Consider the following 24,188-nt stretch of genomic DNA (forward strand, 5'->3'; position numbering starts at 1 on the left):
GGCTTGGGAGCGGCCCGGCGCTCGGTCCGCAACACAGCAAGACAGGTCATGTTCAGAACGGCGGGCCGCCGCGGCGCTGGTTGCTGCCCGCGGCACCGGGCGGTGCGGCCTCGGTGGTGACGACCTGCTCGCCTTCCTTCAGGCCTTCCAGTACCTGGGCGCGCACGCGGTTGTTCAGGCCGATGCGCACGACGCGTTCGACGACGCGGCCATCCTCCAGCACGCGCACGCGGTAGCGGTCGGCGCCGGCCTTGGCGCCCAGCGCCGCGCTGGGCAGCGTCAGCGCCTTCTCGGCACGCGACAGCACGATGCTGGCCTGCGCCGTCATGTTGATGCGCAGCTTGTTCTCGGGGTTGGGCACGTCGAAGATGCCGTTGTAGTAGACGGCGCTGGCCGTGCTGGTGGACGTGCTGGCCGTCGTCGTCGAGTCGGTCGCGATGGTCGTGGGGCCGGGCTCCACGGCGCGCAGCTTGACCTCGTAGCGGCGATCCGGCTCGCCCAGCAGGTTGAAGTAGACCGGCATGCCGGGCTTCACGCGCGGCACATCGGCCTCCGAGATCTGCGCCTTGACCGTCATCACGTCCAGCTTGGCCAGCTTGATGATGGTGGGCGCGGACTGGTTGGCGTTCACCGTCTGGCCCTGCTCGGTGACGATGGCCACGACGACGCCGTCCATGGGCGCGGTGACGCGCGTGTAGCCGAGGTTGACCTGCGCGGTGTTGGCGGCCATCTGGGCCTGCACGATCTGCGCCTCCTGCGCGGCGATGTCGGCGCGGCTGGTGGTCAGTGTGGCCTCCGCCGCTTCGAGGTCGGCACGTGCGCCGGCGTCCACGGCCACCAGCTCGCGCAGCCGCACGGCCGCCAGTTCGGCCTGCTTGAACGCCGCCTGCTTGGCCTTCAGCAGCGCCTGCGCGCTCTGCAGCGCGGCCTCCGAATTGCGCAGGTTGTTCTGCTGCGTCATCGCATCGATCTCGGCGATGAGCTGGCCCTTCTCGACCTTGTCGCCCAAGGCGACCAGCAGCTTCTTCACCTCGCCGGTGACCTGCGCGCCGACGCTGACCTGCTTGAAGGCGCCGATGGTGCCGGTGGCCAGCACGCTGTCCTCGATGTCGGCCACCGTGACAGGCGCGGTCGCGACGGCCGGCGGTGGCGGCGACGTGAACCAGACGCGCTTGACGACAAGACCTGCCACCAGCAGCACCACGGCCAGGGCGACGAGCCGCCCCGGTTTCAACGATTGCTTCATCGTGTCATTCTTCATCAGGGGTTCCAGCCGCCACCCAGCACCTTGTAGAGCGCCAGCCGGTTGCCTTGTTCAGTCAGGCGCAGGTCGATCAGCGCCTGCTGCGCCGCGTACAGCGAGCGCTGCGCATCCAGCACTTCCAGCATGCCGGTGCTGCCGGCGCGATGCAGTGCATCGGCCAGCATCAGCTGACGCTCGGAGCTGGCCAGCAGCGCGCGCTGCGCGGCCAGGCGCTCGGCCAGCGTGGCGCGCTCGGACAGCGCGTCGGCCACCTCGCGGAAGGCCGTCTGGATGGCCTTGTCGTACTGCGCGATGGCGATGTCGCGGTCCAGCCGCGCGCTGTCCAGCGCTGCCGCGTTGGCGCCGCCGTCGAAGAGGGGCAGGCTCAGCGACGGGCCGAAACTCCAGCTGCCACTGCCCGACTTGAACAGGCCGGACAGTTCGTTGCTGGCCGTGCCGGCCGAGGCCGTCAGGCTGATGCGCGGGAAGAACGCCGCGCGCGCCACACCGATCTGGGCGACGCTGGCGCGCAGCTGGTGCTCGGCCTGCAACACGTCGGGGCGGCGCTGCAGCAGTTCCGCGGGCACGCCGGCCGGCAGCTCGACAAGACGGCCGGGCTCGCTCAGGTTCTGCTCGGAGGCCGGTGCCAGGTCGGCCGGCAGCGCGGCGCCCAGCAGCAGTTCCAGCGCGTTGCGGTCCTGCTCGACCTGCGTCGCATAACGCGCCACGTCCAGCCGTGCCGATTCCACCAGCGACTGCGACTGCGCCAGCGCCAGGCCGGTGATGGCGCCCAGCGCGTGGCGGCGCTGGTCCAGCGCGAGGCTGCTGCGGCGCGTCGCCATCGTCTGCGCGGCCAGGCGCTGGCGCTCCAGGTCGGCGGCCAGCGTCAGCCAGGCGTTTGCGACCTCGGCGACCAGGCTGATCTCGGCGCTGCGCCTGCCGGCGTCAGTCGCGAGGTAGCTCTGCAGTGCGGCCTCGCTGAGGTTGCTGACGCGGCCGAACAGGTCCAGCTCGAAGGCCGACAGGCCCACGCCGGCGGACAACGACGTGCCCAGGTTCGAGCGGCTGGCATTGGCCGTGGCGCTCACGCCAGGCAGCCGCGAGGCGTCCTGGATGCGGTACTGCGCCCGCGCGCGCCGCACGTTCAGCGTGCTCACGCGCAGGTCGCGGTTGTTCGCCAGCGCCAGCTCGACGGTGGCGCGCAGGCGGGGGTCAGTGAAGAAGTCCTGGCGGCGCACCTCGGCCGGGTTGTCGGCCGGCACGGCCACCCGCACGGGCTGGGGAATGGCCGGCACCGGCTGCTGGTGCAGCGGCGCCAGGTTCACGCAGCCCGACAGCAGGGCTGCGCCGATTGGCAAGGACAGAAGACGGATCATCGAAAGTGCAAAGGCCGAAGCTCCCATGTGCAGCATGCCGCCACTTTACAAAGCGAACTGGGCTTCGCCGAAGGTGCACAGGAAAAGAAAGATGTGCGCCAACCCCGGTCCTCGACACAAACGCACCGGGCCGCCAGCACCCGCGAAAAAAGGCCGGCCTCCGAGGAGACCGGCCGAGGCGAGCAAGCGCTCGAGGCGTTGATCTGGGCTCGCCCGCTGGGGTCAGTCCTTGTCTGCCGGCATCGCGCCGGGCATGCCATGCTGCGGCAGCGAGGAGGCACCAGCGTGAGCACCGGTGTCGGCGGCCGCCACGGGCTTCTTCTCGCGGGTCAGGTAGCTGTACAGCACCGGCACCACAACCAGCGTCAGCAGCGTCGACGTGATGACACCGCCGATGATGGCGCGGCCCATGGGCGCCTGGATCTCGCCACCGTCGTTCAGCGCGATGGCCATGGGCAGCATGCCGAACACCATGGCCGCCGTCGTCATGATGATGGGGCGCATGCGGGTCAGGCCGGCCTGGCGCAGCGCTTCCTGCACGGTGGCGCCGGCCTTGCGGGCGTGGTTGGCGAAGTCCACCAGAAGAATCGCGTTCTTCGTGACGAGGCCCATCAGCATGACCAGGCCAATCATGGAGAACACGTTCAGCGTCGAGCGCCACAGCAAGAGCGCCAGCATCACGCCGATGAGCGCCAGCGGCAGCGACGCCATGATGGCGATGGGCTGGATGAAGCTGCCGAACTGGCTGGCGAGCACGATGTAGATGAACACCACCGCCAGGCCCATGGCCGCGAGCAGGCCGTTGAAGGCTTCGGCCTGCTGCTTGCCGGCGCCGTCCACCTTGAAGCTGATGCCGGGCGGCAGTTGCGTGCTCTTGACCAGCTTCTGCACGTCGGCGTTCACGTCGCCGCTGGGGCGGCCCTGCACGCCAGCGAACACGGCCTCGCGGCGCTGCAGGTTCTCGCGGCGGATGACCTCTGGGTTGAACACGGGCTCGATGGTGGCCACCTGCTCCAGCAGGATGGAGGCGCCGTCCTTCGAGTAGGCGACCGGCAGCTTGCCCATCTGCTCGACACGTTCGCGCTGCTCACGCGGCAGGCGCAGCAGCACCTCGACCTGATTGCCGTCCGGCGTCGTCCAGTTCGTGGCGACCTCGCCGTTGACATAGGCGCGCAGCGAGGCCGCGATCTGCGGTGTCGTCAGGCCCAGCTCGCGAATGGCCGAGTCCTTCAGGCGCACGGCGAAGGCCGGCAGGCCGGGTTTGACGGTGGTGTCCACGTCCACGACGCCGGGGATCTGCTTGAGCTTGGCGGCGAAGTCGTTGGCGCTCTGCGTCAGCAGTTCGGAATCGGCACCCAGCAGCGTCACCCAGACGGGCTTGTTGTTGCCCACGCTGACCTCCACGCCGGGCAGGCGCGCGATGTCGCCGCGGATGGCGTCTTCGACTTCCTTCTGCGTGCGCTTGCGTTCGCTGCGGTCCACGAGGTTGATGTTCAGCGCGGCCTGGTTGCGGCCCGTGGCCATGCCGTCGCCGGTGCTGCCCACGACGGTGGAGACCGTCTTGATCTCGGGGTAGGCGCGCAGCAGTTCCTCCACCTGCAGCACCTTGGCGTTGCTGCGGTCCACGCTGGAGGCGTTGGGCAGCCGCAGGTTGATCTGCGTGAAGCCGTTGTCGGTCTCGGGCACGAACTCGCTGCCCACCAGCGGCGCCAGCATCAGCGCGGCGACGAAGCTGCTGGCGGCACCCCACATCACCAGGCCACGCGGCGTCAGCGTCGCGAAGCGCCACACCCGCCTGGCGGCCTTGATGCGCTTGCCGTCGGCGTCGAACGGGCGGCCATAGGCCGGCACGGGCGGCACGAAGACGCGGTAGCGGCGGCCGGAGAAGGTCCAGTCCATGAGGCGCTCGTAGCCGCCGTGCAGGCGGTCCATGCCCCAGTCGGTCGCGCGGATCATGTGGCCCAGCACGGGCCAGTGCTTGATGCGCGCGCTCGGCGGGTCGTGCCAGACCGAGGACATCATCGGGTCGAGCGTGAAGCTGACGAACAGGCTGATCAGCACCGCCACGACGACGGTGATGCCGAACGGAAAGAAGAAGCGGCCGATGATGCCGTTCATGAAGGCCACGGGCACGAACACCGCGCAGATCGCGAAGGTGGTGGCCATGACGGCCAGGCCGATCTCGTTGGTGCCGTCGGCCGCCGCCGTGTGGTGGTCCTTGCCCATGCCGACGTGACGCACGATGTTCTCGCGCACGACGATGGCGTCGTCGATCAGCAGCCCGATGCACAGCGACAGCGCCATCATCGTCATGAAGTTCAGCGTGAAGCCGAACGCGTACACGGCGATGAAGCTGGAGATGACGGCGATGGGCAGCGTCAGGCCCGTGATGATGGTTGAACGCCAGCTGTGCAGGAACAGGAACACGATGGCGACCGTCAGCAGCGCGCCTTCGATCAGCGTGTGCTTGAGGCCGCTCAGCGAGCTCTTGACCCAGTCGCTGTTGGAGTAGATCAGGCGCAGCTCCACGTCATTGGGCAACACCTTGCGCAGCTCCTCCACCGCACCCTTGACGGCGTCGCCAGTGGCGACGATGTTGGCGTCCTGCTGCTTGAAGATGTTGAAGCTGACGGCCGGCTGGCCGTTGATGCGGGCGATGCTGTCACGCTCGCGTTCTCGCTCCACCAGCGTCCCCAGGTCGCCCAGCGTCAGTGCCAGGCTGCCGCGTCGGGCGACGACGATCTGGCTGAAGGCTTTCGGATCCTTCACGCGGCCTTCGACGCGCAGCGTGGCGTCCGAGTACGCATCCGACAGCAGGCCCACGGGCTGGTCGGAGTTGGCGTCGGCCAGCGCCTTGGAGATCTCGGCCGGCGTCACGCCGTAGGCGCGCAGGCGCAGCGGGTCGAGGTCGATGCGCACCTCGCGTGTGACCATGCCGCCGATGTCCACCTTGGCCACGCCTTCCACGCGCGACAGGCGCTTGGAGACGATCAGGTCGGCCATCATGGACAGCTCGCGCGGACCGCGCGTGGGCGACAGCAGCGCCATGACGACGATGGGCTGCGCGTTGTCACCCTGGTAGCGGATGACCGTGGGCGGCTTGGCGTCCTTGGGGAACGCCGACTGCGCCTGCGACACGCGGTCGCGCAGGTCCTGCATCGCGCGGCCCATGTCGGCGTTCAGGCTGAACTCGACGTTGGACTGCACGCGGCCCTCGAAGCTGCGCGACTGGATGCGCTCGATGCCGGCGATGGTGTTCAGCGCCTCTTCAAGCGGCTTGGCAATCTCGCGCTCGACAGCCTCCGGGCTGGCGCCGGGATAGCGCACGTCGATGTAGGCGCCCGGCAGCGAGATGTCGGGCATCTGCTCGACACCGAGGCGGGCATAGGCGAACAGGCCCAGCACGCACAGTGCAACCATGACCATGGTTGCGAACACCGGGTTCTGGATGGAGACGCGGGTGATCCACATGGCGGCGCCCTCTTTCTTTTAGTTGTGGGTTACTGCGTCACCGTCGCCTGGCCGGCGGCCACGGCGATCTTGGATTTGGCGGACACGATGACGGCCTTGTCGCCCTCGCGCAGGTTCTCGAAGCGCGCTCCCAGCACCTGCGCGTCGGTCTTGATGCCGCCCAGGATCTCGACGCGGCCATCCCGCGCATCGCTGCGGCCGGTGGTGACGATGCGGCGCGCCAGCGTGCCGTTCTCGATCAGCCAGACCTGCTCCTGTCCGGAGTTGCGCGTGATGGCCGTGATCGGCAGCGTCAGGCGCTGCTTGTCGTCCTGCAGCACGGCGGTCGCGACCGCGTACTGGCCGGCGCGGTAGGCCTCCTTCGGGTTGTCCATCGTCAGCGTGACACCGATGGAGCGCGTGCCGGGTTCTGCGGCCGGCGCAATGCGCGCGATGCGTGCATCGACGGGCTGATCCATTCCTTCCACCTTGACCTTGACGGTCATGCCCGGCTGCAGCCGGCCGACCTCATGCGTGCCGACCAGGCCAGCCAGCTCCAGCTTGGCGAGGTCGACGATGGTCAGGATCTGCTGCTCGGCGGCGAGCTTCTCGCCGGGCAGCGCGTGGCGCTTGGCGACGATGCCGCTGATGGGCGCCACCAGCGCGGCCTGGCGCATCGTCACCTGCAGGGTTTCGAGCTGCGCGCGCGACGCCTGCCAGTTGGCGCGGGCGGCCTCGTAAGCAGCGCGGGAGGACTCCAGCGCCGTGGGCGCGATGAAGTGGTTGTCCGCCAGGCCGATGTTGGCCTTGTGCGTGCGTTCGGTCTGCTCCATCTGCGCGCGCATGGCCTCGACGCTGGCGTTGCGCTCGGCCACGCGGTGGCGCAGCTCTTCCAGGTCCACCTGGCCCAGCGTCTGGCCGGCGCGCACGCGGCTGCCCTCGCCCACGGCCAGGTCCAGCAGCGTGCCGTTGGACTTGGCGCGCACGATGGCCGTGCCCGGCGCCACCAGCGGGCCGCTGAACTCGATGACGGCGGGCATGGACACCAGCGTGGGCTTGACGACCTCGGCCGGCACGAACTCCAGCACCGTCTTGGCCTTGTCGTCGCCCGGCTTCTTCGGTGCGTCGCCCTTGCTCGCCATCACGGCGACGCCGGCACCACCCACCAACAGCACGACGGCAGCGACGCCACCCAACTTCCACGACTTGCGCATGACTCCCCCGGACGCTTCTCTGATACAGACGTTTGCAGTCTAGAAACGAGGGCGTGACAACGCAGCGACGTTGTGACGAAACGCGGTTTGCGAGGGCTGAGCTGCACCGGCCAGCGATCAGGCCGGGCCCTGCGCGGACAGGCCGCGGATCAGCGCGGACGCGCTGCAGGAATCGGGTCGACCGGCAGGCTCACGTCGCCGCACTGCGCCCTGTGACGAAGGGCATGGTCCATCAGCACCAGTGCCAGCATCGCCTCGGCGATGGGCGTGGCGCGGATGCCCACGCAGGGGTCGTGGCGGCCGAAGGTTTCCACCGTCGCCGGGTTGCCCGCGCGGTCGATGCTGGCCTTGGGCGAGCGGATGGAGCTGGTGGGCTTGATGGCGATGCTGGCGACGATGTCCTGGCCGGTGGAGATGCCGCCCAGCACGCCGCCGGCGTTGTTGCTGGCGAAGCCTTCGCGGCTCAGTTCGTCGCCATGCTCGCTGCCGCGCTGGGCGACGACGCCGAAGCCGGCGCCGATCTCCACGCCCTTGACGGCGTTGATGCCCATCAGCGCGTAGGCGATGTCGGCGTCCAGCTTGTCGAACAGCGGCTCGCCAAGGCCGACTGGCACATGGGTGGCTTCGACGCGTATGCGCGCGCCGACGGAGTCACCGGCGCGGCGCAGGTCATCCATGTAGGCCTCCAGCGCGGCGATGCTGCTGGCGTTGGCGGCGAAGAACGGGTTCTGGCCGACATGCTGCCAGCCCTCGAACGGGATTTCGATGTCGCCCAGTTGCGTCATGCAGCCGCGGAACTCCGTGCCGTAGGCGGCCTTCAGCCATTTGCGCGCCACCGCGCCGGCCCCCACCATGGGCGCCGTCAACCGCGCCGACGAGCGGCCGCCACCGCGCGGGTCGCGCACGCCGTACTTGCGCCAGTAGGTGTAGTCGGCGTGGCCGGGGCGGAAGGTGTCGAGGATGTTGCCGTAGTCCTTGCTGCGCTGGTCGGTGTTCTTGATGAGCAGGCAGATCGGCGTGCCGGTCGTGACGCCCTCGTAGACGCCGGACAGGATCTCCACGGCATCGGGCTCGTTGCGCTGGGTCACATGCCGGCTGGTGCCGGGGCGGCGGCGGTCCAGCTCGGGCTGGATGTCGGCCTCGCTGAGCGGCATGCCCGGCGGGCAGCCGTCGATGACGCAGCCGATGGCCGGGCCATGGCTCTCGCCGAAGTTGGAGACGCGAAACAGTTCGCCGAAGGTGCTGCCGGACATGCGCGATCCAGAGGTGAGCCCGGGGCTCGGGAAGGGGTGGCGATCTTAGTTCGCCGCGCCTGGCCCGCCCCGGGCGATCCCGCCAACGCTGCCGCCGCGAGCGGCGAAGGCAGGCCTTCTGAAATATCAGATAATGTTGTCTGCCATTTCATCTGGAACCTCCATGCCCGGCTTCATGGACCCCGATTTCCTGCTCGACACCCCGGTCGCGCGCCAGCTTTTCCACGAGGTGGCCGCCGGCCTGCCGGTCATCGACTACCACTCGCACCTGCAGCAGGGCGAGATCGCCGTGCGCAAGCGTTTTCGCAACCTGACGGAGCTGTGGCTGGGCGGCGACCACTACAAGTGGCGGCTGATGCGCAGCGCCGGCGTGGACGAGGCCTTCATCACCGGTGCGGCCAGCGACGAGGACAAGTTCCTGGCCTTCTGCCGCGTGCTGCCGCTGGCGGCCGGCAACCCCATCCACCACTGGAGCCACCTGGAGCTGCAGCGGCTGTTCGGCGTGCACCTGACCATCAACGCCGTCAACGCGCCGCGCATCTGGGCCGCGGCCAACGAGCGGCTGGCGGGCATGGACTGCTGGGACTTCCTGGCCCAGGCCAAGGTCGAGGTCGCCTGCACGACGGACGACCCGGTGGACGACCTGGCCCAGCACGACGAGATCGCGCGCTCGGCGCTCGCCACCCGCGTGCTGCCGGCCTACCGGCCCGACCAGGCGATGCGCATCAACCGTGCCGAACTGCCGGCCTACCTGGAGCGGCTGTCCGCGGTGTCGGGCGTGCTGGTCACGGGCTTCGCCGGCCTCGTCGACGCGCTGGCTGCGCGCGTCGCCTACTTCCACGCCCGCGGCGCGCGCATCTCCGATCACGCGATCGACACGCCGCTGCCCGCCGGCCCCATCACCGCCGCCGACTGCGAGGCGCTGCTCGCCAAGCGGCTGGCCGGCGCGCAGCTCAGCGAGGCCGAGCTGGGCGCCTTCCAGCGCGGCCTGTTGCAGGCGCTGGGCCGCGTCTATGCGGAGCACGGCTGGGCGATGTGCCTGCACATCGGCGCGCAGCGCAACAACAACACGCGCCGACTGCGCGAGCTGGGGCCGGACACCGGCTACGACGCCATCAGCGACTTCACCAGCAGCGCCGGCCTCGCCGCGCTGCTGGACGCGCTGGACGCCGAGGACCGCCTGCCCAAGACGCTGCTGTTCTGCCTGAACCCGGCCATGAACGAGGTGTTGAGCACGCTGATCGGCGCGTTCCAGGACGGCCAAGGCGGGAATCCGGCGGGCAAGCTGCAGTTCGGCCCGGCCTGGTGGTTCAACGACCACAAGGACGGCAACCTGCGCCAGCTGCAGACACTCGCCGCGCACGGCGTGCTGGGCACGTCGGTGGGCATGGTGACGGACTCGCGCAGCTTCGCGTCCTACCCGCGCCACGAGTACTTCCGCCGGCTGCTGTGCCGCCAGCTGGGCCAGTGGGTCGAGGCCGGCGAGTACCCGGACGACGCCGACGCGCTGCACAGGATCGTCCGCGGCGTCTGCTACGACAACGCCAAGACCTACTTCGGGCTCTGAACATGACGACCGCCCTGCTGCGCATCCACCCCGACGACGACATGCTGGTCGCGCTGCGCGACCTGGCCGATGGCGAGACGCTGACGCACGACGGCGACACCCTCACCACGGTCGGCCCCGTCGCGATGAAGCACAAGCTCGCGCTGCGCGACGCCGCGGCCGGCGACCTGCTGAAGCTCTACGGCGTGACGGTGGGCCGCGCGACGCAGCCCATCCGCCGCGGCGAGGCCGTGACGACGGCCAACCTCGAACATCACACGGCCGAAGTGCAGCTCGGCGAGACGGCCGCCTACGCCTGGCAAGCGCCCGACGTGAGCGGCTGGGCAGGCCAGACCTTCGACGGCATCGTCCGCGCCGATGGCCGCATCGGCACCGCCAACCACTGGCTGGTGTTCCCGCTCGTGTTCTGCGAGAACCGCAACATCGAGCAGCTGCGCCAGGCCGTGGAGCGGCCGCTGGGCTATGCCACCGACGAACTGGCCGACTTCACGCTGGGCCTGCTGGGCGAAGCGCTGAATGCGCCGCCGCGCACGCCGGCCCGGCCGTTCCCGAACGTGGACGGCGTGCGCTTCATCACCCACGCCGGCGGCTGCGGCGGCACACGCGCCGACGCGCGGCGCCTGTGCGCGCTGTTGGCGGCCTATGCGGACCATCCCAACGTGGCCGGCGTCACCGTGCTGAGCCTGGGCTGCCAGAACGCGCAGATCGCGATGTTCAAGGAGGCGCTGGCCGCGCAGAACCCGGCCTTCGACAAGCCCTGCCTCATCTACGAGCAGCAGCGCTGGTCCAGCGAGGCCGACATGATGAAGGCCGTGCTGCAGGACCTGCTCAAAGGCCTGGCCGAGGCCGACCAGGTGCGCCGCCAGCCGGTGCCGCTGTCGGCGCTGAAGATCGGCGTCAAGTGCGGCGGCTCGGACGGCTTCTCGGGCATCTCGGCCAACCCGGTGATGGGCCTGGTGTCCGACCTCGTCGTGGCGCTGGGCGGCGCCAGCGTGCTGGCCGAGTTCCCGGAGCTGTGCGGCGTGGAGGCCGAGTTGATCGCGCGCTGCGAGCGGCCCGAGGACCGGCGCCGCTTCGTGGACATGATGCGCGCCTTCGAGGCGCAGGCGCGCGCGGTCGGCACCAGCCTGGCCGAGAACCCCAGCCCCGGCAACATCCGCGATGGCCTCATCACCGACGCGATGAAGTCCGCGGGGGCGGCGCGCAAGGGCGGCGGCTCGCCCATCGTCGCCGTGCTGGACTACGGCGAGGCGGCGGCCAAGCCGGGGCTGTCGCTGCTGTGCACGCCGGGCAACGACGTGGAATCGGTCAGCGCGCTGGTCGGCTCGGGCGCCAACGTGGTGCTGTTCTCCACCGGCCTGGGCACGCCCACCGGCAACCCCATCGTGCCGGTGCTGAAGATCGCGAGCAACACGCCGCTGGCGCAACGGCTGCCGGACATGATCGACTTCGACTGCGGCCCCGTGCTGGCCGGTGAGCCCCCAGCGCGGCTGGCAGCGCAGTTGCTGGCGCTGGTGCAGCAGACCGCGGGCGGTCAGTACCCCGCGCGGGCCGAGCGGCTGCGCCAATACGACTTCCTGTTCTGGAAGCGGGACATCTCGCTGTGAGCGCGCGGCCCGTCAAGGTCCTGCAGTTCGGCCAGGGCGTGTTCCTGCGCGGCTTCGTCGACTGGATGCTGCAGGTGCTCAACGAGCGCCAGGGGCTCGATGCCGGCGTCGTCATCGTGCGGCCCACCAGCCGCTCCACCGCGCCGCTGATGACCGCACCCTTCCATGTGCTGCTGCGCGGCCTGGGTGACGATGGTCGGCCGGTGCGCCAATGGCAGCGCGTGGACTGCGTGCAGCGCGAGCTGGACCCGACGACGCACTGGGACGCGCTGCTGGCGCTGGCCGCCGAGCCGGCGCTGCGCTTCGTCGTGTCCAACACGACCGAGGCCGGCATCGCCGTCAACGACACGGACCGCTTCGACGACCGCCCGCCGACTGCCTTCCCGGCCAAGCTGTGCCGCTGGCTGCATGAGCGCTGGCGGCGCGGCGGGGCCGGCGTGGTGCTGCTGCCGTGCGAGCTGGTCGAGGCCAACGGCCCGGCGCTGCAACGCGCGGTGCATCACTTCGCCATGCGGTGGTCGCTGGAGGCAGGCTTCCTGGCCTGGCTGGCCAATGAATGCGTCTTCTGCTCGACGCTGGTGGACCGCATCGTCAGCGGCGCGCCGGGCGACGACGAGCGCGCCGCGCTGGAGGCCGAACTGGGCCGGCCCGATCCGTTCATGGTCTGCGCCGAGCCCTTCCACAGCTGGCTCATCGAAGGGCCGGCAAGCCTGGCCGACGAGCTGCGGCTGGACGGCGCCGGCCTGCATGTGGAACTCGTGCCGGACCTGCGGCCCTACCGCCAGCGCAAGGTGGGCCTGCTCAACGGCGCGCACACGCTGCTGGTCGCGCCGGGCCTGCTGATGGGGCTGGACAGCGTCGGCGACGCGATGCGTGACGACACGCTGGCCGGCTTCCTGCAGGCCGCGCTGGCGGACGAGATCATGCCCGCATTGCCGTTGCCGCGTGAACAGCTGCTGCCCTTCGCCGCGGCCACGCTGCAGCGCTTTCGCAACCCGTTCGTGCAGCACCGGCTGGCATCCATCGCGCTGAACAGCTGGCCCAAGTTCGTCACGCGGCTGCTGCCGCAACTGCTGCGCTACCGCGAGCTGACCGGCCGCTGGCCGCCGCGCCTGGTGCTGGGCCTCGCGGCGCTGATGCACCTGTACCGCGACCCGGCGCTGCGCGCCAGCGACTCGCCCGAACACCTCGCCTGGTTTGCCGAGCACGGCGCCCAACCCTGGCCCGGACTCGCGCGCGGCTGGCTCGCCAGGCGGGACCTGTGGGGTTGCGATCTCACAGAACTGGAGGCGCCGCTGACCGAGGCGCTGGCGCGCATCGCGCGCGACGGCATGAGGCAGGCGTTAACCTCCGCCGCCTGATGAAGCACGCCAAGCGCCCCTCCGCCGCCAGCCAGGTCCACGACGCGCTGCGCCAGCGCATCCTCGCGCTGGAGCTGGCGCCGGGGCAGCGCCTGAGCGAGCAGGACCTGGCCACCGAGTTCGCCCTGAGCCGCACCCCCGTGCACGAGGCCGTGCAGCGGCTGACGGACGAGGGGCTGGTGGAGGTGCGCCCGCGCTCGGGCACCTTCGTCGCGCGCATCCCGGTGCACGAGCTGGAAGAAGCCATGCTGGTGCGCACGGCGCTGGAGCTGGCGCTGCTGGAGCGCTGCGCCGCGGCGATGACGCCCGACGGCCTGGCGCGGCTGGACACGCTGCTCGACGAACAGCGCCGCTGCGCGCAGGCCGATGACCGGGCGGGCTTTCACCGGGCCGACGAGGGCTTCCACGCCACGCTGGCCGAACTGGCCGGCATGCCCGGCGTCTGGCGCACCATCGCCCAGGCCAAGACCCAGGTGGACCGCTTTCGCCGCCTGACGCTGCCCCTGCAGGGCCGCATGCAGGAGGTCATCCGCGAGCACGCCGCCGTCGTGGACGGGCTGCGCAACGCCAGCGCCGCGGACGCCACGGCCGCGATGCGCCGCCACCTGGACCATGTGCTGCCCGCCATCGCGATGACGCGGGCTTTGCAGCCCGACTACTTCGTCAACCAGCCCTGAAACGACAAGGCGGCCCGCAGGCCGCCTTGCGGGACCCAGAAGGCCTCAGGCCTTGGCGGCGTCATCCGTCGCGCTCTCCTCGACCGGCCAGTCGCGGATGTAGGCCTTGAGCATGCGGTTCTCGAAGTCCTGGCTGTCCACCACGGCCTTGGCCACGTCGTAGAACGAGATCACACCCATCAACGTGCGGCCGTTCATGACCGGCATGTAGCGCGCGTGCCGGCCCAGCATCATGCGGCGGATCTCGTCGATCTCGGTCTCGGGCGTGCAGGTCAGCGGGTGGTCGTCCATGACGGTGCGCACGATGGTCGAGCCGACCGCGCCGCCGTTCTTCACGACGGCCTGGATGACCTCGCGGAAGGTCAGCATGCCCACCAGTTCGCCGTGCTCCATGACGACCAGCGAACCGATGTCGCGTTCGGCCATCACATCGAGCGAATCCTTCAGGGGCTCGTCGGGCGAGACGGTGAACAGGGTGCCGCCTTTGACACGCAGGATATCGACGACTTTCATGGTTGTCTCCGAGACGAATATGCCCGGGCAACATAGCACACAATGCCCGCGCCTCCACCCAAAACAAACACCATGCCGGGCTTCGATACATTGGCTTTGCATGCCGGCGCCGCACCCGATCCGGCCACCGGCGCGCGGGCCACGCCGCTGCACCTCAGCACCTCCTTCGTCTTCGAGAGCAGCGAGCACGCCGCCTCGCTGTTCAACATGGAGCGCGCCGGCCACGTCTACAGCCGGCTGTCCAACCCGACGACGGCCGTGTTCGAGGAGCGCATGGCCGCGCTGGACGGCGGCGTCGGCGCCGTCGCCACGGCCAGCGGCCAGGCCGCGCTGCACCTGGCCATCTGCACGCTGATGGGCGCCGGCGGCCACGTCGTGGCGAGCACGGCGCTGTACGGCGGCAGCCACAACCTGTTGCATTACACGCTGCGCCGTTTCGGCATCGAGACGACCTTCGTCAATCCGCGCGACCTGGATGCCTGGCGCGCGGCCATCCGGCCCGAGACGCGGCTGCTGTTCGGCGAATCGCTGGGCAACCCCGGGCTGGACGTGCTGGACATTCCCGCCGTCAGCGCCCTGGCCCACGACGCTGGGCTGCCGCTGCTGGTGGACGCCACCTTCACGACGCCCTATCTGCAGCGCCCCGCGGAACTCGGCGCGGACCTGGTCTACCACTCGGCCACGAAGTTCCTTTGCGGCCACGGCACGGTGGTGGGCGGCGTGCTGGTGGACGCCGGCTCCTTCGACTGGGACACGGCCCACGCCGCCAGCGGCCGGTTCGCCACGCTGTGCGAGCCGTATGACGGCTTCCACGGCATGGTGTTCAGCGAGGAAAGCACCGTCGGCGCCTTCCTGCTGCGAGCGCGCCGCGAAGGCCTGCGCGACTTCGGCGCCTGCATGAGCCCGCACACCGCCTGGCTGATGCTGCAAGGGCTTGAGACCCTGCCGCTGCGCATGGCGCGGCACGTGGCCAATGCCCAGGCCGTGGCCGAGTTCCTGGCCGCGCAGCCGCTGGTCGAGAAGGTCAGCTACCCGGGCCTGCCCTCGCACCCCGACCACGCCCTCGCGCACAAGCTGCTGCCCAAGGGTGCCGGCGCCGTGTTCTCGTTCGACCTGAAGGCCAGCCGCGAGCAGGGCCGCGCCTTCATCGAGGCGCTCAAGCTGTTCTCGCACCTGGCCAACGTGGGCGACGCGAAGTCCCTCGTCATCCACCCGGCCAGCACGACGCACTTCCGCATGGACGACGCGGCGCTGAAGAGCGCCGGCATCGGCCCGGGCACCATCCGCCTGTCCATCGGCCTGGAAGACCCGGCCGACCTGATCGACGACCTCAAGCGCGCGCTGAAGGTGGCGGCGAAGGTGGCCGCATGAAGCTCGTCGTCGATGGCCAGGAGGCCTATGCGTACACCGGCGGCAAGCCGTTCGACCCCGCCCTGCCCTGCGTGGTCTTCATCCACGGCGCGCTGAACGACCACAGCGTCTGGACGCTGCTGGCCCGCTGGTGCGCCCACCATGGCCACGGTGTGCTGGCGGTGGACCTGCCCGGCCACGGCCGCAGCGGCGGTGCGCCACTGACCAGCGTCGAAGCCCTGGGCGCCTGGGTAAAGCGGCTGCTCGACGCGGCGGGTGTCGGCCAGGCCGCGCTGGTGGGCCACAGCATGGGCTCGCTGATCGCGCTGCAGGCGGCCGAGCGCGCCAGCACGCTGGTGATGGTGGGGACGGCCTACCCGATGAAGGTGTCCGAGGCGCTGCTGGCCACCGCGCGCGACCGGCCCGAAGACGCGATGGCCATGGTCAACGCGTTCTCGCATTCGCTGGCCAGCGCCAAGCCGGGCTACCCCGGCCCGGGCGCCTGGCTGCGGGGCGGCGCACTGGCGCTGATGCGCCGGCTGCAGGCGCGCCAGACGGCCGTCAACCTGTTCGAGAACGACTTCCAGGTCTGCGACCGCTACACCGGCGGCGAGGCCGCGGCCGCGCGCGTGGGCTGCCCCGTGCACTTCATCCTCGGCCAACTGGACCAGATGACCAGCCCCCGGCAGAACGCGGTGCTGGGCGCGCTGCTCAAGCCGCAGACCCACCTCGTGCCCGCCGGCCACGCGCTGATGGCCGAGGCCCCGGACGCCGTGCTGGCGGCGCTGCGGCGCTCGCTTCAGCCCAGCGCGTAGGCCGCGGGGTCGGGCCGGCGCACGGCCCGCACGTAGTCGCGCGTGAAGCCGGGCCAGATCGCGACGATGCGGCCGTTCTCGGCCCGGTACCAGGAGCGGCACTGGCTCCACACCGAGCCGGCCAGGCGCTGCTGTTGCGCGGCGTCCTGCGCGGCCGCCACGTCGGCCTTCACGGCGATCCAGCGCCGGCCTTCGCGCTGCACGCGCTGCATGCAGGCGATGGCGTGCTGCACCTGCGGCTCGATGTACAGCAGGGTGGAGGTGTGCCCGGTGGCCGTGTTGGGCCCCAGCATCAGGAAGAAGTTGGGGAAGCGCGGCACCGTGATGCCCAGGTAGGCGGCGGGACCGTCCCGCCATGCATCGGCCAGCCGTTGCCCGCCCAGCCCTTCGATGCGCGTCTCGGCCAGCGGGTGCGTGGTGTCGAACCCGGTGGCGCAGACCAGCGCGTCCAACGGGTGCTCGCGGCCGTCCGCCGTCAGCAGGCCGCGTGCGGTGGCGCGCTTGATGCCGGCTGTGACCAGTTCGGTCTGCGGCCGCGCCAGCGCCGGGTAGTAGTCGTTGGAGAAGATGATGCGTTTGCAGCCCAGCGGATACGGCGGCACCAGCGCTTCACGCAGCGTGGGGTCGGCAACCTGGCGCTTCAGGTGCGAGGCGGCTGCCGCCTGCATGAAGCGCCGGGTCCAGGTACCCTCGTCGAAGCCACGGCGGCTGCACTCCAGCACGCCGGCCCAGGCCCAGCGCGTGAAGCGCGCGTACGGTGCCCAGCCGGTCAGCCAGCGGTCGAGGCGGCCGTAGCGGCGGTCCACGCGCGGCATCACCCAGTTCGCCGTGCGCTGGAACACGCTCAGGTGCGCCACAGCGGGCGCCAGCGCCGGCACGAGCTGCGCGGCTGTCGAGCCGGTGCCGATGACGCCCACGCGCAGGCCGGCCAGGTTCGTGGCCGTCGGCCAGCGCGCGCTGTGCAGCAGCCGGCCCTGGAAGTCGGCCAGGCCCGGGATGTCGGGCCAGCGAGCCCGGTTCAACGCGCCCGTGCTGCAGACGAAGAAGCGCGCGCTGAGCCGCTCGCCGTTGTCCAGCAGCAGCCGCCAGCGGCCGGCCCCGGCGTCGAATCGGGCCTGGGTGATGGCGCGGCCCAGCCGCATCTGCGCGGGCAGGCCGTGCGCCTGCGCCAGGCGCTGCTGGTAGCGCTGGATCTCGGGCGCGTCGGCGAAGCGGTGCGTCCAGTCAGCGTTGGGCGCGAAGCTGAAGCTGTAGGCAGGCGCCGGCACGTCGACCTGGGCGCCGGGGTAGCGGTTGTCCCACCAGGTGCCGCCGATGCCGGCCGACTTCTCGACGATGACGAAGTCCATGAAGCCCGCTTTCTGCAACTGGATGGCCATGCACAGCCCTGACATGCCCGCGCCAAGGATGACGACGTCGAGCTCGGTGTGGGGTGCCGCAGGATCCATCGGCTGATTATTGCGAGGGCAAGCCCGCTTGCCGCCCGGCACCGAACCGCGCTTGAATCGAGCGCATGAGCACCGAACGCTTCTCCCGCTTCGCCGACTTCTACCCGTTCTACCTGGCCGAACACGCCAACCCGACCTGCCGGCGCCTGCACTTCGTCGGCTCGACGCTGGTGCTGGCCTGCCTGTGGCGGCTGCTGGCGACGGGCAACGTGGCCTGGCTGCTCTACGCGCTGCTGTGCGGCTACGGCTTCGCCTGGGTCGGGCATTTCTTCTTCGAGAAGAACCGGCCGGCGACGTTCAAGTACCCGCTGTACAGCTTCATGGGCGACTGGGTCATGTACGCCGACATCTGGCGCGGGCGCGTCAAGCTCTGACGCCCTGACGCGCGGCTAGTTCCGCCAGGCCAGGCCGATCGCGGCCCCCGTGCCCAGGCGCTTCTCGATCAGCGGGCTGCCGGCCACCGGCCCCATCAGGCGGCTCACGCCGGCCGAGCCGAACGTGAGCCAGTGCTTGTTGATCGGCCGGATGAAACTGACGCCGGCATGCACGTCGCGCAGCCCGGCGCCGGGCTCGTAGAACGGCTTGCCGCTCTCCGCCACCGCCGACTGCGGCACGCCGAAGTAGCTGCGCAGGTTCTGCGCGTTGGCGGCCGAGATGCCGGCGCCGCTGGTGATCTCCAGCGTCGGGCTGCGGTACAGCCGCCAGCCCAGGTCCAAGCCCAGCGTCATGCCGCCTTGCCGGCCCAGCAGGTCTTGCGACAGCGTCGCGCCGACGTTGAAGTCCTTGGTGAAGCTGTAGCTCGTGTACAGGCGCGCCCGCAGCGTGCGCCGCACATCGGGCAGGCCGCGCGTGGTGCTGGCGTCGCCGCTGCCGCGGCCGCTGTCCATGCGCAGCGCCACGCCCAGGCGCAGCTTGTCGGTGTCGATGAAGGCCGTGCTGGCACCGCCGCCGGCCTCTTCCTGGCCGAAACCCAGCAGCGAGCTGGCGCCCGATGTGCTGATGCGCACCCGCCCCAGCTTGAAGGCCCACAGCGGCTTGAGCTTGGTCACGCGGCCACTCGCACCGTCGTACTCCGGCTGGTTGGCGACGGAGGCGCCAATCAGGTAGCGCGCCGGCGCGCTGTCCGTGCCCTGCTGGGCTAGCGCGGGTGCGGTGCCGGCCGTGGCCAGCAGTGTGATCAACGCGGTTCTCATGCGCCCAGCGTAGCAGCCGTTGGCCGATGCGTCCGTTCAGTTCAGCTTCAGGCCGCCTTCAATTCGCGTGTCAGCTCGGTCAGCATGTCGTCCACCATGGCGTCCAGGTCGTACTTCAGCTGCCAGCCCCAGTCCGCCTGCGCGGCGCTGTCATCGATGCGCTGCGGCCAGCTCGCCGCGATGGCCTGGCGGAAGTCGGGCACGCAGTCCATCGTGAAGGCCGGCAGGCGGCGGCGGATGCTGGCCGCGATGCCTTCCGGCGTGAAGCTGACGCCCGCGAGGTTGTAGCTGCCGCGCTGCCTGATCGCTTCAGCCGGCGCGTTCATCAGCTCGATGGTCGCGCGCAGCGCATCGGGCATGTACATCATCGGCAGCGCCTGCTGGGCTTCGAGGAAGCAGGTGTAGCGGCCGTCCTTGATCGCCGAGTGGAAGATCTCGACGGCGTAGTCCGTCGTGCCGCCGCCGGGCGGCGTCTTCCAGCTGATGAGGCCGGGGTAGCGCAGGCTGCGCACGTCCACGCCATGCTTGGCGTGGTACCAGGCGCACCAGCGCTCGCCGGCGAGCTTGGAGATGCCGTAGATGGTGGTCGGGTCCATCACGGTGGTCTGCGGCGTGTCCACGGCCGGCGTGCTGGGGCCGAAGGCGGCGATGGAGCTGGGCCAGAAGATCTTGTCCAGCTTCTCATGGCGGGCCAGCTCCAGCACGTTGAGCAGGCCCTTCATGTTCAGGTCCCACGCCCACATCGGGTGCTTCTCGCCGTTGGCCGAGAGGGCTGCCGCCAGGTGGTAGATCTGCGTGATCTTGTGGCGCTTGACGACGGTTGCGAGCGCGCCGGCGTCCGTCACGTCCAGGGCTTCGTGCTGCAGGCTGGGCACGCGGCCCTTGGGCGCGAGGTCACTGGTGACGACGGCCTCGGGGCCATGCAGCCGGGCCAGCTCGGTGGCCAGTTCGGTGCCGATCTGGCCATTCGCGCCAATGATCAAGATCTTCATTTCACCAACCCCAGTTCACGGCCGGCCTGCGTGAATGCAGCGACGGCCTGCTCCAGGTGCTCGCGTTCGTGCACCGCCGAGATCTGCACGCGGATGCGCGCCTGGCCCTTGGGCACGACGGGGAAGAAGAAGCCCACCGCGTAGAGGCCCAGCTCCAGGATGCGGGCGCTCAAGCGCTGCGCCATCACCGCGTCGTAGACCATGATGGGCACGATGGGGTGGGTGCCGGGCTTGATCTCGAAGCCGGCGGCCTGGATGGCCTCGCGGAAGTAGGCGGTGTTGGCCTCCAGCTTGTCGCGCAGGGCCGTTGAGCCTTCCAGCAGGTCCAGCACGGCCAGCGAGGCGCCGGCGATGCTGGGGGCCAGCGTGTTGCTGAACAGATAGGGGCGCGAGCGCTGGCGCAGCAGCTCGACGACCTCCTTGCGCGCCGCCGTGAAGCCGCCCGACGCGCCGCCCAGCGCCTTGCCGAAGGTGCCGGTGATGATGTCGATCTTGCCGAACACGCCACAGTGCTCGGCGGTGCCGCGGCCCGTCTTGCCCATGAAGCCGCTGGCATGGCATTCGTCGATGCCCAGCAGCGCGTCGTAGCGGTCGCACAGCGCGCGGATCTTGTCGAGCTGGGCGATGGTGCCGTCCATGGAGAACACGCCGTCGGTGAACACCAGCGTGAAGCGTGCGCCCTTCTCTTTCGCTTCCTTCAGGCAGCGCTCCAGGTCATCGAGGTTGTTGTGCTCGTAGCGCCAGCGCTGCGCCTTGCACAACCGGATGCCGTCGATGATGGACGCGTGGTTCAGCGCGTCGCTGATGATGGCGTCCTGTTCGCCCAGCAGCGGCTCGAACAGGCCGCCGTTGGCGTCGAACGCGGCGGCGTAGAGGATGGCGTCCTCGCAGCCCACGAAACGGGCGATGCGCGCTTCAAGCTCCTTGTGCACGTCCTGCGTGCCGCAGATGAAGCGCACCGACGACAGCCCAAAGCCATGCGTGCGCAGCGCTTCATGTGCCGCCTCGATGACCTGCGGATGCGACGACAGGCCCAGGTAGTTGTTGGCGCACAGGTTGATGACCTCGCGGCCGTCGCTGGTGGTCACGACGGCGCCCTGCGGCGTCGTGATGATGCGCTCGGCCTTGAAGAGGCCGGCGGCACGGATGCCGTCCAGTTCGGTCTGCAGATGTTGATAGAAGGCTTGGCTCATGGTGCCGCTCCTGATGCACAATTCGGTCAATTGAACATGTTCGATATATCGAACTTTTGTGCAGTATCTGAAAATCGTCTATTCCCGTCAAGCATGAGCATGGACACCGAACCGCCCCGCGTCGGCGCCGCCTTGCAGGCGTTGCGCGCCAGCCGTGGCCTGTCGCTGGATGACCTGTCCAAGCGGGCCGGCGTCAGCAAGTCGATGTTGTCGCAGATCGAGCGCAACCAGGCCAACCCCACGGTGGCCGTGGTGTGGCGGCTGGCGAATGCGCTGGGCGTGGAGATGGGCGAACTGCTGGGTGCGGAGCGCGCGGCCACCCCCGCCATCGAGACCGTGCCGGCGCATGCGACGCCCGGCCTCACCAGCCCCGACGGCCTGTGCAAGCTGCGCATCCTGGGCCCCATCGAGCTGGCCGGGCAGTTCGAGTGGTACGAGCTGAGCATCCAGCCCGGCGGCGTGTTGGACAGCCAGGCGCACGAGCCCGGCTCGCGCGAGCACCTGAGCGTGTTGACCGGCACGCTCGAAGTGACGGCCCAGGGCGTGACCAGCAGGCTCAAGGCTGGCGAGACGGCCCGGTACGCAGTAGACGGGCCGCACGCGATCCGCAACGCGGCGAAGTCGGGCGCGACCGCGCTGCTGGTCGTGCTGCACCCCTGAACGCTTCTTAAACTGCAGCCTCCACCCAAGGAGGCATGCATGCAGATCACCCGTCGCGCGACCCTGGCCTCGCTGGCCGCCCTGCCCTTTGCCGCGTGGGCGCAGGACCGGCCGATCCGGCTGCTGGTGGGCTTCCCCGCGGGCGGCGGCACGGACGCCATCGCGCGGCTGCTGGGCGAGGCGCTGCAGGCGTCGCTCGGCACCACCGTTCTCGTCGACAACCGGCCGGGCGCCGGCGGCCAGATCGCCGCGCAGGCGCTGAAGACGGCCGCACCAGACGGCACGACCTTCTTCGTCACGCACGACCACACCATCTCCATCCTGCCGCTGGTGATGAAGCACCCGGGCTTCGACCCGGCCCACGACTTCGTGCCGGTGGCCGGCTTCGCCACCTTTGCGAACGCGCTGGCGCTGTCCGGCGGCACGCCCGCCCACACGCTGCCCGAGTACCTCGCGTGGGTGAAGAAGCAGGGCGGCCAGGGCAACGTGGGCATCCCCGCGCCGGCCTCGGTGCCGGAGTTCCTCGTCAAGCTGCTGGGCGAGAAGAACGGCCTGAACCTGCTCAGCGTGCCCTACCGCGGCAGCGCGCCCATGATCTCGGACATGCTGGGCAACCAGATCAGCGCCGGCGTGGGCTCGGTGCCCGACCTGATCGCCAACCACCAGCAGAAGAAGCTGCGCATCGTGGCCGTCATGGGCCAGCAGCGACAGAGCGTGCTGCCGGAGGTGCCGACCTTCGCCGAGCTGGGCATCGCCGGCTTCGAGGACCTGCCGTACTACGGCATCTTCGCGCCGGCCGGCACGCCGCCCGCCGTGCTGCAGCGCTTCGCCAACGCGGTGGCCGGGGTCATCGCGCAGCCCGGCGTGAAGGCGCGGTTGGCCGAGCTGGGTCTGTCGGTCGGCATGATGACGGGCGCCCAACTCGGCGCCCGCGAGCGCGCCTACTCCGCGGCGTGGGCGCGCCTCATCCGGGCGGGCGGCTTCCAGCCGCAGTGAGTCAGAGCCCGTCGAGCTTCAGCAGCGCGAACACCCCCATCGCGGCGAACATCGCCGCGGCGATGCCGTGCACCAGGCGCATCGGGATCTTCTTGGCGAACCGGTCGCCGACGAACACCGCCGGCACGTCCGCGATCAGCATGCCCAGCGTCGTGCCCACCACCACCAGGACGGGGTTGGGGTAGTGCGCCGCCATCGCGACGGTGGCGATCTGCGTCTTGTCGCCCATCTCGGCGAGGAAGAAGGCAATCAGCGTCGTGCCGAACACGCCCCAGCGGCCCTTGACCTGCGTGTCCTCGTCGTCGATCTTGTCGGGGATCAGCGTCCAGACGGCCATGCCCAGAAAGCCCAGGCCCACCACCCAGCGCAGCGTCGCCGGGCTGAGCACCGACGTGATCCACGCGCCCAGCGCACCGGCCATGCTGTGGTTGACGATGGTCGCGGCGAGGATGCCGAGGATGATGGGCACGGGCCGCTTGAAGCGGGCGGCCAGCACGAAGGCCAGCAGTTGCGTCTTGTCGCCGATCTCGGCCAGAGCCACCACGCCGGTGGACATCAGGAGTGCTTCCATTTTTCGGGGATTTCCTCGGCCGGGGGTGAAGACGGTTGACCACGCGCCTCCCCGGCCGAACCGGAGGCTGCATGGTCAAAGGTCTTGCCAAGTCGTGACCGCTGGCGCCATGGCCGCGAGGCCAAGTGTGTTGACGCGAGCCACCGATGTTGCGTCGGTGCGGCTACTCCCCAATGACGGCGCCAGTCTATCAGGCCGTCTTGCGGCCACCCGGGTGCGCGTGACCGACATGCGAGGCCCGCGGCGCCGGCGCGCTGCCGGTGCGGCTCGACAACTCGTTCAGGATGCCGCAGTGGGCCGCGTCCTGCGGCGCGCCGCACTGCTCCCGCAGCGATTTCAGTTCCGCGCGCAGGCTCTGCAGCTCCTGGATGCGCAGATCCACATGACCGATGTGGGCGTCCAGCAGCGCGTTGACCTCGGTGCAGCTGTCGGTGGGCGCATCCTTGAAACGCAGCAGCACGCGGATCTCGTCCAGGTTCATGTCCAGCGCCCGGCACTGGCGGATGAAGGACAAGCGCTCGACGTGACGGCGGCCGTAGATGCGGTAGTTGCCGGCGCTGCGCTCGGGTGCGGGCAGCAACCCCTCGCGCTCGTAGTAGCGGACGGTCTCGACCTGCGCGCCCGCGGCGCTCGCCAGTTCACCGATCTTCAAGGCAACTCCCGACTTGAGTGAGGCTGGGCAGTCTAGGCGCTTGACTCTGGGGTTGCT

General features: G+C 70.0%; 21 protein-coding genes and 1 riboswitch. Of the genes, 9 read left to right on the top strand and 12 right to left on the bottom strand.

Translation table 11 applies throughout. The features are described 5' to 3' along the window. Positions 1-52: 52 nt before the first annotated feature. The 5 genes from ACO07H_RS13600 to aroC all read right to left on the bottom strand — a co-directional run bounded on the left by ACO07H_RS13600 (position 53) and on the right by aroC (position 8,536). Positions 53-1,246, bottom strand: a complete 1,194-nt coding sequence (locus ACO07H_RS13600) for an efflux RND transporter periplasmic adaptor subunit (RefSeq protein WP_422014973.1) — start codon at positions 1,244-1,246, stop codon at positions 53-55. Between the two features lie 14 nt (positions 1,247-1,260). Beyond that, on the bottom strand, positions 1,261-2,601 hold the full coding sequence (locus ACO07H_RS13605; RefSeq protein WP_422014975.1) for an efflux transporter outer membrane subunit: 1,341 nt from the start codon (positions 2,599-2,601) through the stop codon (positions 1,261-1,263). 240 nt (positions 2,602-2,841) lie between these two features. Next, the gene (locus ACO07H_RS13610; RefSeq protein ID WP_422014977.1) at positions 2,842-6,090 is read right to left on the bottom strand and encodes an efflux RND transporter permease subunit; all 3,249 of its coding nucleotides are present in this window, start codon (positions 6,088-6,090) and stop codon (positions 2,842-2,844) included. 29 nt (positions 6,091-6,119) lie between these two features. Beyond that, the gene (locus ACO07H_RS13615) at positions 6,120-7,283 is read right to left on the bottom strand and encodes an efflux RND transporter periplasmic adaptor subunit (protein ID WP_422014979.1); all 1,164 of its coding nucleotides are present in this window, start codon (positions 7,281-7,283) and stop codon (positions 6,120-6,122) included. 149 nt (positions 7,284-7,432) lie between these two features. Further along, on the bottom strand, positions 7,433-8,536 hold the full coding sequence (gene aroC, locus ACO07H_RS13620; RefSeq protein ID WP_422014981.1) for a chorismate synthase: 1,104 nt from the start codon (positions 8,534-8,536) through the stop codon (positions 7,433-7,435). Positions 8,537-8,699: 163 nt separating this feature from the next. Between aroC and uxaC the strand changes: the two genes are divergently transcribed. Genes uxaC through ACO07H_RS13640 form a run of 4 tightly spaced genes read left to right on the top strand, consistent with a single transcriptional unit; the run spans position 8,700 to position 13,748 of the window. Next, complete coding sequence (gene uxaC / locus ACO07H_RS13625) at positions 8,700-10,103, top strand: glucuronate isomerase (RefSeq protein ID WP_422014983.1); 1,404 nt, start codon at positions 8,700-8,702, stop codon at positions 10,101-10,103. Positions 10,104-10,105: 2 nt separating this feature from the next. After that, positions 10,106-11,710 (top strand): UxaA family hydrolase, encoded by a 1,605-nt coding sequence (locus ACO07H_RS13630; protein ID WP_422014985.1) that lies wholly within the window; start codon positions 10,106-10,108, stop codon positions 11,708-11,710. Further along, positions 11,707-13,071, top strand: a complete 1,365-nt coding sequence (locus ACO07H_RS13635; protein ID WP_422014987.1) for a tagaturonate reductase — start codon at positions 11,707-11,709, stop codon at positions 13,069-13,071. The genes ACO07H_RS13630 and ACO07H_RS13635 overlap by 4 nt, the downstream gene beginning before the upstream one ends. Beyond that, a complete protein-coding gene (locus tag ACO07H_RS13640) occupies positions 13,071-13,748 on the top strand; it encodes a GntR family transcriptional regulator (protein WP_422014989.1) in 678 nt (225 codons plus the stop codon). The genes ACO07H_RS13635 and ACO07H_RS13640 overlap by 1 nt, the downstream gene beginning before the upstream one ends. A gap of 45 nt (positions 13,749-13,793) precedes the next feature. Here the strand turns inward: ACO07H_RS13640 and ACO07H_RS13645 are convergent, their stop codons facing one another. After that, positions 13,794-14,261: a CBS domain-containing protein gene (locus ACO07H_RS13645; RefSeq protein WP_422014991.1), complete on the bottom strand. Its 468-nt coding sequence runs from the start codon at positions 14,259-14,261 to the stop codon at positions 13,794-13,796. Between the two features lie 72 nt (positions 14,262-14,333). Here ACO07H_RS13645 and ACO07H_RS13650 point away from each other — a divergent pair, with 72 nt between their 5' ends. Together ACO07H_RS13650 and ACO07H_RS13655 are read left to right on the top strand one after the other, a co-directional pair. Then, on the top strand, positions 14,334-15,632 hold the full coding sequence (locus ACO07H_RS13650; protein WP_422014993.1) for an O-acetylhomoserine aminocarboxypropyltransferase: 1,299 nt from the start codon (positions 14,334-14,336) through the stop codon (positions 15,630-15,632). Further along, positions 15,629-16,426, top strand: coding sequence for an alpha/beta fold hydrolase (locus tag ACO07H_RS13655; RefSeq protein ID WP_422014995.1), 798 nt, complete (start codon positions 15,629-15,631; stop codon positions 16,424-16,426). The genes ACO07H_RS13650 and ACO07H_RS13655 overlap by 4 nt, the downstream gene beginning before the upstream one ends. Here the strand turns inward: ACO07H_RS13655 and ACO07H_RS13660 are convergent. Next, positions 16,411-17,874: a flavin-containing monooxygenase gene (locus tag ACO07H_RS13660; protein WP_422014997.1), complete on the bottom strand. Its 1,464-nt coding sequence runs from the start codon at positions 17,872-17,874 to the stop codon at positions 16,411-16,413. The two genes, ACO07H_RS13655 and ACO07H_RS13660, sit on opposite strands and share 16 nt — an antisense overlap. A 65-nt stretch (positions 17,875-17,939) precedes the next feature. Between ACO07H_RS13660 and ACO07H_RS13665 the strand changes: the two genes are divergently transcribed. Continuing rightward, entirely contained in the window at positions 17,940-18,248 is a 309-nt protein-coding gene (locus tag ACO07H_RS13665) for an Mpo1-like protein (protein ID WP_422014999.1), read from the top strand. A 15-nt stretch (positions 18,249-18,263) separates the two neighbouring features. On the opposite strand, the gene ACO07H_RS13670 is transcribed toward ACO07H_RS13665, so the two are convergent. Genes ACO07H_RS13670 through kbl form a run of 3 tightly spaced genes read right to left on the bottom strand, consistent with a single transcriptional unit; the run spans position 18,264 to position 21,252 of the window. Further along, positions 18,264-19,067, bottom strand: a complete 804-nt coding sequence (locus ACO07H_RS13670; protein WP_422015001.1) for a MipA/OmpV family protein — start codon at positions 19,065-19,067, stop codon at positions 18,264-18,266. Between the two features lie 47 nt (positions 19,068-19,114). Further along, a complete protein-coding gene (locus ACO07H_RS13675) occupies positions 19,115-20,059 on the bottom strand; it encodes an NAD-dependent epimerase/dehydratase family protein (protein WP_422015003.1) in 945 nt (314 codons plus the stop codon). Next, complete coding sequence (gene kbl, locus ACO07H_RS13680) at positions 20,056-21,252, bottom strand: glycine C-acetyltransferase (protein ID WP_422015005.1); 1,197 nt, start codon at positions 21,250-21,252, stop codon at positions 20,056-20,058. Before kbl ends, ACO07H_RS13675 begins: the two co-directional genes overlap by 4 nt. Positions 21,253-21,351: 99 nt before the next feature. On the opposite strand from kbl, the gene ACO07H_RS13685 reads away from it, so the two are divergent. Together ACO07H_RS13685 and ACO07H_RS13690 are read left to right on the top strand one after the other, a co-directional pair. Next, positions 21,352-21,912 carry a helix-turn-helix domain-containing protein gene (locus ACO07H_RS13685; protein WP_422015007.1) on the top strand — a complete coding sequence of 187 codons (561 nt, stop codon included), beginning with the start codon at positions 21,352-21,354 and terminating at the stop codon, positions 21,910-21,912. A gap of 39 nt (positions 21,913-21,951) precedes the next feature. Next, the gene (locus ACO07H_RS13690; RefSeq protein ID WP_422015009.1) at positions 21,952-22,908 is read left to right on the top strand and encodes a Bug family tripartite tricarboxylate transporter substrate binding protein; all 957 of its coding nucleotides are present in this window, start codon (positions 21,952-21,954) and stop codon (positions 22,906-22,908) included. A gap of 1 nt (position 22,909) precedes the next feature. On the opposite strand, the gene ACO07H_RS13695 is transcribed toward ACO07H_RS13690, so the two are convergent. Both ACO07H_RS13695 and cadR read right to left on the bottom strand, forming a co-directional pair. Next, positions 22,910-23,479, bottom strand: coding sequence for a TMEM165/GDT1 family protein (locus tag ACO07H_RS13695; RefSeq protein WP_422015011.1), 570 nt, complete (start codon positions 23,477-23,479; stop codon positions 22,910-22,912). Between the two features lie 8 nt (positions 23,480-23,487). Further along, positions 23,488-23,666, bottom strand: a riboswitch (yybP-ykoY riboswitch). Positions 23,667-23,669: 3 nt separating this feature from the next. After that, the gene (gene cadR / locus ACO07H_RS13700) at positions 23,670-24,131 is read right to left on the bottom strand and encodes a Cd(II)/Pb(II)-responsive transcriptional regulator (RefSeq protein WP_422015013.1); all 462 of its coding nucleotides are present in this window, start codon (positions 24,129-24,131) and stop codon (positions 23,670-23,672) included. Positions 24,132-24,188: the final 57 nt, after the last annotated feature.

The sequence above is a fragment of the Roseateles sp. genome (assembly GCF_965229315.1).
Classification (GTDB): Bacteria; Pseudomonadota; Gammaproteobacteria; order Burkholderiales; family Burkholderiaceae_C; genus Pelomonas.